This window comes from Compostimonas suwonensis (assembly GCF_002797855.1).
In the GTDB taxonomy this organism is placed as follows: Bacteria; Actinomycetota; Actinomycetes; order Actinomycetales; family Microbacteriaceae; genus Compostimonas; species Compostimonas suwonensis.
This window is the reverse complement of sequence record NZ_PGFB01000002.1, coordinates 620,555-633,704: the sequence shown is the minus strand read 5'-3', so window position 1 is coordinate 633,704 and position 13,150 is coordinate 620,555. Positions and strand designations below refer to the sequence as shown.

Sequence of the window (13,150 nt, the reverse complement as noted above, 5' to 3'; positions counted from 1 at the left end):
ACCCCGCAAACCGCAGGGAGCGGGTCCGGGCGAGGGGGTCCACGGTAGGATGAGACAAGACGAAGCGGAGGTGACCTGATGAGCGTGACGGTCCCCGGAACCATCCCGGCCGAGTCCCTGCGCGCCTGGTACGACGAGCGGCACGTCGATGACGTGGTGCTGTACGACATCACCGCACAGACCGCCACGAGCCTGTCGGCCGTCCTGATCGAACGCCAGCTCGCCGCCACGGACGAGGCCGAGCGCGAGCATTGGGCCGCGCGGGTCCGCCTGGTCGACCAGCAGCAGGCCGCCCTGAACCCCGATGACCGCGCCGGCCTGATCGCGCAGCAGCAGGCATGGCTGGACGAGGCGCACGTCCTTACCGGGCAGGACGAAGCCCGGATCGCGTGACCGAGCCGGAAGCCGCGTCCGAAGCGCGGCTGCGGCAGGTGTTCGACCTCGCCGTGCGCGCGGCGATCTTCCCGCCCATCCCGACCGGCGCACCGTTGCTGGTGCTCCTGGGCGGGCAGCCGGCGGCGGGCAAGACCCGCGCGCAGGCCGCGATCCGCGCCGAGCACCCCGAACTCGTCTCGATCACCGGCGACGACCTGCGCCGCTACCATCCCGGCTACCGGAGCCTGGTCGCTGACGACCCGCTGAGGATGCCCGCGGCGACCGCGCCCACCTCGGCAGGGCTGATCCGCCTCGCCCTCGACCACGCGATCGAGCACCGCTACCCGGTGCTGCTGGAGGGCACCTTCCGCGACCCGGCGATGGTCACCGGCACCGCAACCCGGTTCGCCGAGGCCGGCTACCGGGTCGAGGTCGTCACCGTCGCCACGCCCGCGCCGGTGTCGCGGCTGGCCGCCGAGCAACGCTTCCTCGCCGCGAAGAACCCACTGTCGGCCCGCTGGACCCCACCCGAGGCGCACGAGACAGCCCTGGCCGGATCGCCCGAGGTCGTCGCCGCCCTCGAAGCCCTCCCCACGATCGGCCGTGTCCGCGTCTACTCCCGCGACCGACTCCTCTACGACAACGACCGGACCCCGGACGGCACCTGGCGGCACGAGCCGGCCGCCGCCGAGACGCTGCGCGCCGAGCAGACCCGACCGCTGGATGCAGCTGAGGCCGTCGAATGGCTCGCCCGCTACCTGGCCGCGTTCGACGCGGCGCGCGCCCGGCCCGGCTATCTCGGCCCAGCCACGGCTCCCGGCTACCGGCGCTTGCAGGACGACGCGGCCCGCATGATCGAGGTCGCCGCCGATCATCCGAGCGCCGACGCGACGGCGCTGGCCGACGAGCAACGGCGCCGCCAGGTGACCCTCGACACGCTCGCCCCGCCGCCGCGACAGGGCATCCTCCGAAGCCTGCGCGACCGCGCGACCCGAATCCGACCCTTCCGGCCGGCCTCTACCGATCCGCCGCGCCATGACCCGCCCGCCCTGGGGCGCTGAGGTCGGCGTCACGCCTTGTCGTGGTGGCGGTGCGAGCGCGTCAGGCCGCGGGGATCAGTCGGGCGCGATCAGCGACCGTGCGTAGCCGGTAGTCCACGTCGGACGACCCCTCGATCGTCACCCACAGGTCGCCCATTGCGCAGTAGGCTGCTGAACCCTGCGGTCCCCGGAATGCGGCCCCTTCATGGTCGAGGCCGTTGATGCGGATTGTGGTGGGCGCCCAACTCAGGCCCCGTAGGTCGTCACGCGCCTGATCGAAGGCATTGCGGATCGCCTCGGGTGATGCGGACGCGCCAATGAGTTCGCCCAGGTCGCGGCCGCTAAGTTCGTTCAGCAGCCGCTCCCGCATCCGTTCCTCGTTCCCGGCCTGGTCCGCGACGGTCGTGACCGAGACGACCGGCGTGAGGTCAGGCGCATCGCAGAAGCCGACGCTGACGTGCGTGATCTTGCCCGAGGAACCGCCCCAGCCGGCGAGTCGCACGGTGCCCGACCAGGACTCGAGCTCGAACAGCGGCAGCTCAGAGGCCAGCAGCCGCGCGTGCTGTTCACGACGGCGCTCCTCGAACACCCGCTGTGGGTTAGTTGCGGACAGGATCGCCGCGCGTACACTCCCGGTTCGGATTCGGGGAGGCCACCAGATCGAGGTGAACGCCACCAGCCACGCGACGACCAGCAACACGACGGGCGGCAGCCACCACCAGAGGCCGAGCGTGAGCTGCACGACGACACCGATCGCGAGGCCGATGCCGGCGACGACGAGATACAGCAGCGGCGACGGGATGATCCGGCGATGGCGGGCCAGCGCGCGCCAAGCCCGCCAGGGCACGGCCCAGGGCCGTGGTTTGGACGCCTCCAGGTAGGTGGCCCCGCCGCGAATCGTGTTGCCGTACTTCAGCCAACGCCACGCGCGCGCTCGGCGCGAAGATGCGCCGAGCGACGTGTACGTGTTCATGAAGCCAGTCTACGAACCGCGCCCAGCCGTCTACCCCGTCGTCCTCACCTTCGTGCTCGCCTTCGCACTCACCGTCCATCTGATCCGCTCTCCGACCACGCAGCCGCCTACCTCTCTCGACTTCACAGGATTCTCCAGCCCAACAGGAATGCACGGATGCTACCGTAGGTAGTTGCAAGAATCTTAGATGAGAGTGAGGCGGCCATGAAGGGCGGTGTGATCCCGTTCCGGGGCACCGGCGCGGCCGCGCTGCGCTATCTGGAGTCCGACCGCTCCCGCGCTGACGACTACTACCTGGAGGGCGGCACGGCGATCGCGGAGTTCGCCGTGGTCGACGGCACGGGGACCGTGATCGGGGAGGGCGCGCTGAACCCGGAGGAGTACGCCGCCTGGGTGGACTGGATCAACCCGCTCACCGGCGAGTCGATGGGAAAGCCCCGGCAGGCGGGCGAGGGCAGGCAGGGCAGCCCGCGGTTCCTGGAGATGGTGGTGAACGCGCCGAAGTCCCTGTCGATCGCGGCCGCCCTGCACCCGGAGGTGTCGGCGGCGTTGGATGTGGCGCAGCAGGACGCGGTGGCCGAGATCCGGCGCTGGCTCGGGGAGCACAGCGTCACCCGGATCGGCCCACGCGGGCGCCAGGAGGTGGTGCCGGTCCAGCAGCTCGAAACCGTCTCCATCGTGCATCACACCTCGCGCGCCGGTGACCCGCACCGGCACGTCCACTTCCAGATCGGCGCCCGCGTGTGGGCGGCTGGCGGCTGGCGCGGTCTGGACACGGCGGCGCTGTTCCGGCAGCAGGGCGCGATCCGCGCGCTCGGAACGGCCGTCATCGCTGCGCACCCGCACCTCGCGGCCGTGCTCGACGCGCACGGCCTCACGCTCGATCCGGTGACTGGGGAGGTTGCGGAGCTGGAGCCCTACAACGCGCTCATGTCGAAGCGGTCGGCGCAGGTGCAGCGCAACCTCGACCGCTTCCGCGCGGAATGGGAGGCGGCGCATCCCGGCGAGGAGCCCGGCCCGGTCGTGCGTGGCCGGCTGGAGGCGATGGCCTGGGATCACGAGCGGCCGGCCAAGAAGCCGGCCACCCTCAAGGACGAGGCGGCCTGGCGCATCGAGCTCGACGCGGCCGGCTACATGCCGGACCTCCCGAGGGTGCGCCGGCGCGCGCCGGTGGCGCTGGACGACCTGAGCGTGCAACAGGTCGCATCGCGGGCGCTGGACCGTTGCGCGGCCGCTGCATCGACGTGGACGGTGCATGACGTTCAGGAGCACGTCACGCGCATCATCACCGAGGCCGGCGTGCGTGCAACCCCGGAGGCGCTGCGCGACATCGTTGCGATCACGACCCGACTGGCCGTGGAGGATTGCCTGTCCGTGCTGCCGCCCGACAGTGTGCAGCCTGAGCACGTCGCGCACCTCACGACGCTGCACGTCGTCGCGGTCGAGACGAACCTGCGCGACCGGCTGACCGCCCGCGCAACCCCCGGCGCGCGCCAGGTGCCTGACATGGCGCACCTGGCGGACGCGGCGGGGCTGGACCCGGAGCAGGCGCAGGCCGCCGCCGCGGTCGCCGGGACCGATCCGCTCGTGGTGGTCGAGGGCGCGGCTGGCGCGGGCAAGACCACCATGCTCGGCGCGGCGATCGAAGCGGCCACCGGCCAGCGCCGCGCGACCCGCGTGGTGACGCCGACGAAGAAGGCGGCAGACGTGGCCGCGCAGGAACTCGGCGTGCCGACCGACAGCGTGGCGAAGCTCGTCCACGAGCACGGCTGGCGATGGAACCGCGACGGCGTATGGACCCGCCTGGCCGTGGGCGACTCGGACCCGGAGACGGGCGCGAGCTACACCGGCCCCTCGGCGGCCGCGCAGCTCGTCCGGGGCGAGCGGATCGTGGTCGATGAGGCGGGGATGCTCGACCAGGACACCGCCCTCGCGCTGCTGACGGTTGCGGACGAGCACGGCGCAACCCTCGCGCTCGTGGGCGACCGGGCGCAGCTCCCCGCCGTCGGTCGCGGCGGTGTGCTCGACATGGCGGCGCAACTTGCAGGACGCACCTACGACATGACGACCGTGCATCGCTTCGCGGACCCGGAGTACGCGGAGCTGACCGTGCAGATGCGTCGCGGTGAGCATCCGGCGCTGCTGTTCGACCGGCTGCACGCCCTCGGGCTCGTGGTGCTGCACGAGGACTCCGAGGCGGTGCGGGAGGCGATCGCCCGCGACGCGCGTGACGGCGACGCGATCACCACGGCGACCAACGACGAGGCGCGCGAGCTGAACGAGCGCATCCGAGAGACGCGCGTGTGTGCCGGCCTGGTCGACGACGCCCGCACAGCCTCGGGTAGTGACGGTCTGAGCATCGGCGCGGGTGACGTGATCCAGACCCGCCAGAACGACTCCGATGTGCAAGTGGCGAACCGTCAGACCTGGACCGTGCAAGCGGTCGGGCAGGACGGGACCGTGTGGGCGAAGGAGAACGGCACCGGCCGGAAGCGGCAGCGCACCGTGCGCCTGCTGCCCGAGTACGTCGCCGAGCACACGCACCTCGCCTACGCCTCGACCGCCTACGGCGTGCAGGGCGCGACCGTGCCCGGCTCGCACACGGTCCTGTCCGACGCGCTCGACGCCTCGGGCGTCTACGTCGGCATGACCCGCGGCCAGGAGACGAACCGGCTCCACGTCGTCGCCGCCGACGTGGAGAATGCACGGGAGCAGTTCGTGGCCGCGCTCGAGCGCGACCGCGCCGACCGCGGCCTGGTCGCCGCGACCCAGGCCGCACGCGAAGCCGTCGCCGGACTCGCCGCCGATGGGCCGGTGCGCCTCGTGAACGCCGAGCGCGCCCGACTCGCCCAGCGGATCGAGCGCGCCGACCGCGAGGCGAGCAAGTGGGAGCAGGTCGTCGCAGCCCTCACCAGGCAGCGCGAGGCGCACCGGGCCGAGTCCGACGAACAGCGGGAGGTTGCCGCCGCCGCGGACGCCCGAGCAGCCGAGGTGCGCGCCGAGGCCGCGGCCCCGCTGATCGAGCAGGCCACCATCGACGGCACCGCCTACCTCACCGGCCGAGAGCGCATGTGGGAGGCACAGACCGCGCACGGCCGGGCCGGGCGGCTGCGGAGGCGCACTGCCGGCCGCGCGGCGACGGAGGCCGCGGACACGCACCGCGCGACGGAGGACGCGGTGCGGCGACGCTGGGGCGGCCTACCAACCGGCGCGGGCGGCCTGGAGCCGTGGGCCGAGAGGGTCGCCGGGGCTCAGGCCGACGCCGACCCGCGCGTGACCGAGACACGGCAGGAGGCGGAGCAGGCCCACCGCGAGCAGAGCCGCCTCGCCGAGCGGCACCTGCGGGAGTCGACTGGCCTGCGCCGGAAGGTGCTCGGGTCCGCGGCCCCGAGCGCCGCGATCACCCGCGCGAGCGGGTGGCGCGCTCGGGCGGAGCAGGCACGGCTCGACCTCGCGCAGATCGAGGCGCTGCCCGTCACCGAGGCCGCACAGTACGTCCGCGACCTCGCCGCCCGAGCCGAGGCCGAGCGCGTCCAAGCCGCACGCGAGAAGCGCGCCGCCCAGCTCGGCCGCTACCGGCCGTCCACCGACCACGGCAGGACCGGGCCGGAGCGCGACGCCCCGAGCCTCTGACCCCGCAGCGGGCGGGGTCCGTCAGCGGCGGGTGAATCCCTCGTCGTGCCAGTACGCGGCCTGCGCCGCGGTGCGCCGCAGGATCGCGTCGGCGGAGTGCGGCGCCGGCCACAGCATCAGCTCGTAGGAGTCGGGCGCGGGATGCTCGGCATCGGCGTTGGACTGCGCGTGGCCGACGTCCATGCCCCTCGCGTTCCACCGCGCCCGGTAGCTGGGGGCGGGCAGATCGAAGCGCACCACCGGGTCGTCCGCCCAGCCAGCGAACCCGGCCTCGCCCGCAGGAACAAGGCTCGCCTCGACCACCTCCTCCCACTCGCCGAGGCCCGGCGCCTCGTCCCACAGGCTGACCCGCACGGGAACCCAGCCGGTGTGCGTCCCGGTGATGAGGAACAGCGCCCCGCTGACCGTCGCCCCGCACAGCCCGTTCTCCTGACCGATGAACGCGACATCTGGGATCGGCGGCTCGACCATCCCGGTCGTCAGCGTCATCTGCGCATACGACGTGAACACCAGGCCGTCAAAGAGCACACGCATGGCATCAGTATTCCCGCCGTCGTCGGCTTCTTCATGTCCTCGCGGACGCTCGACCCGGTTTCCGGCTGACGGTGTAGATGACTCGGTCGCCCGGCTCACGATGCGCCCTCCGTGGTGTGATCGGCGTGCGCCTCCTCATATGCGAGAACATCGCCCGGCTGACAGCCGAGCACCCGGCAGATCGCGTCGAGCGTGGTGAACCGCACCGCTTTGGCTCGGCCGCTCTTGAGCACGAACACGTTGGCCGGGGTGATGCCGATCGCGGCGGCGAGGTCGGCGACGCTCATCTTCTTCTTCGCCAGCTCGACATCGAGGTTGATGACGATCGGCATCACACGACCTCCGCCATGTCCTGCTCCAACTGGCTCGCCTTGCGCAGCAGCCCCTTCATCACGACCAGCAGTAGCGTCGCCCCGATGCCGCCGATGAAGGCGGCGAGCAGCATCACCATGACACCGCCCTGCATCGCGTTCGCCGCGTACAGGACGATGAAAGCGGCAGCGATCAGTCCAGTGAACGCGGCGCAGCAGCCGATCAGCACCTTCACCCACCTGAAGGCCGTGATGCTGAAGATGCTCGCACCCGCGACCATCGACAGCAGCCGCCAGACGCACAGCAGGGCGACCTGTGCGCAGACGACGAGCGCGATGCACCCAACGATCCCCGGTATCCGCAACCCCTCGAACTCCGGGTACATCCTCACCATCTCGTCGGCCATGAACGGGACGACGAACACCTGACCCGCGAGCGAGACGGCCAGGATGATGGCGATCACTACTTTCGCTCCGACTACCGCTGCCTGCTGCATCCCAGCTCCTATCGTTTTTCGATACTCAACTATCGTAAAACGATACTGTCATGGCATCCAGGGTCGCAAGGTCGCATGGATACCCCGCTGAGGACTGGATCGGATGCGGCCTACGCCTGTGGCGGCCGGCGCCTCTGCTCCTGAGCGGAGCGGAACCACCGCCACAGCGCGGGAGCGGTGGCGAGCAGGAAGATGGCGAACACGGTCTGGTTCACTACGCCGAACAGGGGGTTGCCGCCGATGCTGAAGTAGACGGTCCAGTTCACGGCGATGTCGGCGAGGATGACGACGAGGCCCAGGATGATGCCCGCTCGCTTCCGAAGCAGGAGGAGCAGCACCGTCAGCGGATCGAGGACGGTCAGCGAGAGCCAGAACACGCGCAGCGCAGGCGGGAACCCTGCGTAGGTGTCGGCTCCACCGGCGATCAGGTCGAGGACGTGGCTGGCCATGCCGATGAGGAAGCCCGCGATCCAGACGACCAGGATCACGATGCGGAGGCGATCAGCGGTCGGGCGGGCCATGCTCACAGACTAGGAGGGCCATGCGCGCCGGGCGCTAGGGTAGGAGCACGAGGGAGTCGCCGCATGGTCCGGCCTCGTGCCAGGCACGCACAGTTCGCCCTCGGACAGCCGCCTCGCGACGGCGGCAACGTGGCAACATCTTGGCAACGAACGCTGACGACAGGAACTTGTCGGACGCACTGGACACACTCGAAAACCCCGGAAACACAGGCCAGCGAGAGGCCCGCAACGCAGTTCCGCGGGAGTCGAACCCCCTCTCACGGCGGTAACGCGGGTTCCCATCCCCCTCGCATCCTGGCCGGGTGGAGCGCCGTGGCAACGCTGTTCAGATCGTCATCGGACGGCTCCCGACGCGTCATCGCGATCGTCGGCGGAACGTTCCCACCGAGGGCGGCGGGCAGGAAGAGAACTCGCACCGGCTATCCGCTCCTGGTGTCGAGGTAGGCGAGGATCGCGAGGACGCGTCGGTGGTCGTCGGCGGAGTCCGGGATCATGAGCTTCGCGAGGATGCTGCGCACGTGGCTCTCGACGGTGCGCTCGGAGAGGAAGAGTCGAGTCCCGATCGCCGCGTTCGAGCGGCCCTCGGCCATGAGCTGGAGGACGTCCAGTTCGCGCTGGGTGAGTGCGTCGAGGGCGGTGACGGCGCGGGCGGCGCCGAGCAGGCGCGCGACGACCTCCGGGTCGAGGGCGGTGCCGCCTCGGGCGACGCGCTCCAGGGACACGAGGAAGTCATCGACATCGAGCACCCGGTCCTTGAGCAGGTAGCCGAAGCCGCCGCCGGTCACGAGCTCGACAGAGCGGCGACCCTCGATGTGCTGAGAGAGCAGCAGCACCGGTGTCGGCGGATCCCACGCGCGGATCTCGAGCGCCGCGTCGATGCCTTCGGCGGCCGCGGGCATCCGGATGTCGAGCACGACGACATCCGGGCGGTGGGCCCTGGTCTGCGCGACGGCGGTCGTCGCGCTGTTCGCGCGGCCTACGATCTCGTGTCCGGCGGTGGCGAGGAGGGCGGCGAGGCCCTCGCGGAACAACGCGGAGTCCTCGCCGATGACGATCCGCAGCGCGGTCATGACGGGCATGGCAACAGGGCTTCCACGATCGTGCCGCCGGCCGGCGGCGAGGTGACGGTTAGTCGCCCGCCGATCCCCGCGACGCGGTCCTGGAGCCCCGCGAGCCCGGTGGCGGGGCGGATGTCGGCGCCGCCGCGTCCATCGTCGCCGATCTGCACGGCCAACTCGTGCGATGTCTGTCGAACGTCGACGCGGATGCGTGTCGCGTCGGCGTGCTTGAGCGCGTTGGTGATCGCCTCGCTCGCGACGTAGTAGGCGGTCGTGGCGATCTCGTCGGGAAGTTCGCCGGCGTGGACGTGCAGCTCGATGATATCGGGGCGCAGTCGTCCCAGATCGGACAGGGCGGCGACCAGCCCGTCGTCCAGGGTGCTGGGTCGGATACCGTGGGCGAGCCGACGCAGCTCGGCGACCGCGATGCTGAGCTCGGCCACCGCGGTGTCGAGCGAGGCGGTGACCGTGGGCAGGTCGCCGGCGGTGCGCTGCAGCACGCGGAGCTGCATGCCGAGGGCGACGAGGCGCTGCTGTGCGCCGTCGTGGATGTCGCGCTCCAATCGGCGGCGCTCCTCGACGCCGGCGCGGACGATCCGTTCCCGGGAAGCGGCGAGTTCGGCGGCGGCGTGTGCGAGCTCCGCGCGCATCCGCACCGCATCCATGAGCGGCGCGGCGGCGCTGCGCACGTCATCCGGGAGGCGTCCGGACCCTTCGGATGCGACGATCACGCCGATCTGCTCCCCGCGCATCCGCACCGGCGTCCCTGATCCGGGGAGCACGACCGGGATGCCGTCGACGCCGATGAGGGCGTGATCGGAGAGCCGGCGCACGGCGACGGTGAGCCGGTCGTCGTGCAGCGCTTCGCGCAGGGCTGCCTCGATCTGCTCCGGCTCTGCCGCCCCCTGGTTCACTCGGACGGCCAGCGCGCTGAGCGCTGCCCGCGCCCGCCCGCGGGCGGGATAGATGCGCTGCTCCAGCCAGCGCCGGACGAGTCGGTACAGCGGGGCGGCTGCCAGGGAGAGCACGACTGCGGCGACCAGAGCGACCGGCGGCGACCACGGCAGCAGTGCGAGGCCGGTGAGCACCGCGGCGACACTGAGCAGCGCGAGCACGAATACGCCGATGACGCCCACCGTCACCGTCGCGAGCGCGACCCGGTCGATGTCGAACCACTCCGGGCGCAGCGCCGCGATCGCGACCGCCGCCGGGATGGCCAGGTGGGTGACGAACAGTCCGACGACGACGAGGTCGGCCGTGCCGAGCAGCAGGTAGCTCACCCAGCACAGCAGCAGCGTGAGCGGGAGCGAGGCCGCGGCCACGAAGATCCACCGCAGTTGCAGCCGCTCCCGCGCATCGGCATGCCGGTAGCGCCGGACCGGGGTCAGCACCGCCGCGACAAGGAAGGCGAGGAAGCACGGCAGCAGGGCGAAGCCGGGGACATCCAGCATCCCAGACGCCTCCGGCCACGCCGACTCCGCGACGTTGACTCCGATGAACGCGACCGCGACACCGATCCCTGCCCACCAGAATCCCCACCCGGCACGCGACCGGGGCAGGCCGACCGGGGCACCGAGCAGCAGCAGACCGAGCGGCGCGTAGAGCATCATCCACAGCCCACCGAGTGGGCCGTCCGGCGAGTTCGGAACATAGCCGAGCACGGCGCCCGCGCCGGCCGCGGCGAGCAGAGCGCCGGCCGGGACGCCCGGAGCCCGCCATGCGACGAGGAATCCGAGCACGAGTGGCACGCCGCCGAGCACGATCGCGGAGCCGACACCGAGCGGCGACGGAGCGGATCCGAACAGATACAGCACGCCTGCGATGGCGAGGACCAGCCACGGCAGCGTGATCACGAGCGCTCGTCGCATGCGCTCACTCTATTCGCCGCGGCCGTCGACGGGCCTCAGTGCCAGCACCGAAGCCCGTTCCGCACCACCCCGGATGCCCGAGGACGGGGCCGCGGCGAGCATCGATACAGGTGCCGCCCGGTGCCGCGAACCGGAAGGAACCGTAGCCATGTCCGTCACCAGCCCCGTCTCGCAGACGACCGAGCCACTGCCCGGCGCCGCCGATCCTACCGCCGGCTTCCGCCGATGGGTCACCTCTGTCGCACTGCCGGCGTCGATCGCGGCGCAACTGGTCTGCAACGTCCTCTACTCGATCGCCACCGCCGGCTCGACCTACGCCGACGACGGCGGCGCGGGCACGCTGGCCCTGGCCGGCCAGCAGACGGGACTCTGGCTTGCGGCCAACTGGTTCGCGATCCTCGGCTCGCTGCTCATCATCCCCGGGGCGGTCGCAGCTCTCCGCGTGCTCCGCCCAGCGCGGCCCCGTCTCGCGCTCATCGCGGTCACCGTGTGGACGGCCGGGTATGTCTGCTACCTCGGCATCAACGCTGCGAGCTTTTACTCGGTCGGCCTCGCGCAGGCCGGCGCGACCGGCGACGACGTGCTGGCCGCCTGGGCAACCGGTGACGCACTCCGTCTCCCGCTGAACGTGTTGTTCCTGATCGGCAACATGCTCGGCACGATCCTCCTCGGCATCACTGCCCTGCTCACGAAGGGACTGCCGACGTTCGCCGGCATCGCCATCCTCGTCTGGTTCGTCTTCCACATCGTGGGGCTCGTCGTCGGCAGCGAATGGTTCGAGGTCGCCGGTGGCGCCCTCGAGGTCGCGGGCCTCTCGGTGATCGCCTCACGAGCGCTGAATCTGCCGCTGGCGCAGTGGCGGGCACGGGGATAGTCGGAGTCATCGGTCAGATGCCGTCGCCGGGCGGTGCACGATCACCGAGCAGGAGGTGAACGGCCGCTCGGGTCTCGTGCTCCGCCGCGACGCCGGGATCGTCGGGATCGTAAGCGGCGGTGCGCAGACGGCTCGTCACCGACCTCTGGATCGTGCTCAACCCCGACAAGCTGAGACACTGGAACGAGACACGCGACTGAGCCGATCAGCGGCCCTCACGGAAACGGTCCCAGAATGAACACACCCCGAGGCATCCGCGTTCGGATGACGGCACGGCCCACGGACGAGCCGCACCGCGTGTCGACGTCGCTGGAGCTGCTCTTCGACCTGACCTTCGTCGTCGCGATCGCGAGCATCACCGCCCAGCTCGCGCACGGGATCGCCTCCGGTCACGCCGGTGAGGCGCTCGTGCCGTTCCTGGAGGTCTTCTTCGCCATCTGGTGGGCCTGGATGAACTTCACCTGGTTCGCGTCGTCGTTCGACACGGATGACGTGCCCTACCGTCTCATGACGATGCTGCAGATGGGCGGTGTGCTCGTGCTCGCGGCCGGAGTGCCCGCCGCGTTCAACGACGGCGACTTCGCGGGGGTCACACTCGGCTACCTGATCATGAGGATCGGCCTCATCGCGCAGTGGCTGCGCGCGTCGTTCGAAGACGAGGGCAGCCGCCGCACGGCGAGGCGCTACGCGATCGGGATCGGCGTCGTGCAGCTGGGCTGGCTGCTGCGCCTGGGTCTCGCGCAGAGCGGGAACCTGACGGGCGAATGGCAGCTGCCGACGTTCCTGGTGCTCGCCGTCGCGGAGCTCTCCGTGCCGCTGTGGGCGGAGCGCACCGGTCACACCCAGTGGCACCCCCACCACATCGCCGAGCGCTACGGGCTCTTCACGATCATCCTGCTCGGCGAGAGCGTGCTCGCCGCGTCCACCGGGCTCGAGGGAGCCCTCGCCGGCGGGGGAGTGAGCGGCGAGCTCGTCGTCCTCGCGATCGCCGCGCTCGTGCTGCTCTTCGCGTTCTGGTGGCTGTACTTCCTCGAGCCGAGCGGCGAGGGCCTGGCGGCCCGGCCGAACCTCTCGTACCTCTGGGGGTACGGGCACTACGGCATCTTCGCCGCGCTCGCGGCGCTCGGCGCGGGCCTCGAGGTCGCGGTCGAGCAGAGCGGCCATCACATCGAGGTGTCGGCGACGGGAGTGGCGTACGCCGTCGCCATCCCGGCCGGGGTGTTCCTCGTGCTGCTCTGGGCGGTGCACGCGCCCATCGTGACGAAGCTCGTGATCCGCCCCGTGGTCATCCTCGCCGCGGCCGTCGTGACCCTGCTGCTTCCCCTCGCCGCCGAGCCGCTCGGCATCGCGACCTCCGTCGCCGGGATGGCCGTCGTGGCCGCCCTCGTCGTCACGATCACGATCATCGAGAAGACCCGTCACGCGGCAGCGCCCTCGACCCGGGCCTGAACGCGCGGCGGGTGGGG

13 protein-coding genes are annotated in these 13,150 nt (G+C 71.3%); 5 read left to right on the top strand and 8 right to left on the bottom strand.

All coding sequences use genetic code 11. The features are described from left to right. The first annotated feature begins 78 nt into the window (after positions 1-78). Both CLV54_RS06765 and CLV54_RS06760 read left to right on the top strand, forming a co-directional pair. A complete protein-coding gene (locus CLV54_RS06765) occupies positions 79-393 on the top strand; it encodes a hypothetical protein (protein ID WP_100344161.1) in 315 nt (104 codons plus the stop codon). Then, positions 390-1,436 carry a zeta toxin family protein gene (locus tag CLV54_RS06760; RefSeq protein ID WP_157802847.1) on the top strand — a complete coding sequence of 349 codons (1,047 nt, stop codon included), beginning with the start codon at positions 390-392 and terminating at the stop codon, positions 1,434-1,436. The genes CLV54_RS06765 and CLV54_RS06760 overlap by 4 nt, the downstream gene beginning before the upstream one ends. A gap of 40 nt (positions 1,437-1,476) precedes the next feature. Here CLV54_RS06760 and CLV54_RS06755 read toward each other — a convergent pair whose 3' ends face one another. Next, a complete protein-coding gene (locus CLV54_RS06755; protein WP_157802846.1) occupies positions 1,477-2,388 on the bottom strand; it encodes a hypothetical protein in 912 nt (303 codons plus the stop codon). Between the two features lie 204 nt (positions 2,389-2,592). Between CLV54_RS06755 and mobF the strand changes: the two genes are divergently transcribed. Beyond that, positions 2,593-6,021 carry a MobF family relaxase gene (gene mobF / locus CLV54_RS06750; RefSeq protein ID WP_100344158.1) on the top strand — a complete coding sequence of 1,143 codons (3,429 nt, stop codon included), beginning with the start codon at positions 2,593-2,595 and terminating at the stop codon, positions 6,019-6,021. A gap of 21 nt (positions 6,022-6,042) precedes the next feature. On the opposite strand, the gene CLV54_RS06745 is transcribed toward mobF, so the two are convergent. The 6 genes from CLV54_RS06745 to CLV54_RS06720 form a co-directional block, all read right to left on the bottom strand. Then, positions 6,043-6,555, bottom strand: a complete 513-nt coding sequence (locus tag CLV54_RS06745; protein ID WP_100344157.1) for a hypothetical protein — start codon at positions 6,553-6,555, stop codon at positions 6,043-6,045. A gap of 95 nt (positions 6,556-6,650) precedes the next feature. Continuing rightward, positions 6,651-6,887 (bottom strand): helix-turn-helix domain-containing protein, encoded by a 237-nt coding sequence (locus CLV54_RS06740; RefSeq protein WP_100344156.1) that lies wholly within the window; start codon positions 6,885-6,887, stop codon positions 6,651-6,653. After that, positions 6,887-7,363 carry a DUF2975 domain-containing protein gene (locus tag CLV54_RS06735; protein ID WP_100344155.1) on the bottom strand — a complete coding sequence of 159 codons (477 nt, stop codon included), beginning with the start codon at positions 7,361-7,363 and terminating at the stop codon, positions 6,887-6,889. The genes CLV54_RS06740 and CLV54_RS06735 overlap by 1 nt, the downstream gene beginning before the upstream one ends. A 110-nt stretch (positions 7,364-7,473) precedes the next feature. Then, on the bottom strand, positions 7,474-7,884 hold the full coding sequence (locus CLV54_RS06730) for a hypothetical protein (protein WP_100344154.1): 411 nt from the start codon (positions 7,882-7,884) through the stop codon (positions 7,474-7,476). Positions 7,885-8,303: 419 nt separating this feature from the next. Next, positions 8,304-8,963, bottom strand: a complete 660-nt coding sequence (locus CLV54_RS06725) for a response regulator transcription factor (RefSeq protein WP_245861447.1) — start codon at positions 8,961-8,963, stop codon at positions 8,304-8,306. After that, positions 8,951-10,810 (bottom strand): sensor histidine kinase, encoded by a 1,860-nt coding sequence (locus tag CLV54_RS06720; protein WP_100344153.1) that lies wholly within the window; start codon positions 10,808-10,810, stop codon positions 8,951-8,953. Before CLV54_RS06720 ends, CLV54_RS06725 begins: the two co-directional genes overlap by 13 nt. 148 nt (positions 10,811-10,958) lie before the next feature. Here CLV54_RS06720 and CLV54_RS06715 point away from each other — a divergent pair, with 148 nt between their 5' ends. Next, the gene (locus tag CLV54_RS06715) at positions 10,959-11,684 is read left to right on the top strand and encodes a hypothetical protein (RefSeq protein ID WP_100344152.1); all 726 of its coding nucleotides are present in this window, start codon (positions 10,959-10,961) and stop codon (positions 11,682-11,684) included. A gap of 13 nt (positions 11,685-11,697) precedes the next feature. Here the strand turns inward: CLV54_RS06715 and CLV54_RS17440 are convergent, their stop codons facing one another. After that, positions 11,698-11,844: a hypothetical protein gene (locus CLV54_RS17440; RefSeq protein ID WP_157802845.1), complete on the bottom strand. Its 147-nt coding sequence runs from the start codon at positions 11,842-11,844 to the stop codon at positions 11,698-11,700. A gap of 74 nt (positions 11,845-11,918) precedes the next feature. Between CLV54_RS17440 and CLV54_RS06710 the strand changes: the two genes are divergently transcribed. Next, complete coding sequence (locus CLV54_RS06710) at positions 11,919-13,133, top strand: low temperature requirement protein A (protein ID WP_211294463.1); 1,215 nt, start codon at positions 11,919-11,921, stop codon at positions 13,131-13,133. The last annotated feature ends 17 nt before the right edge of the window (positions 13,134-13,150 follow it).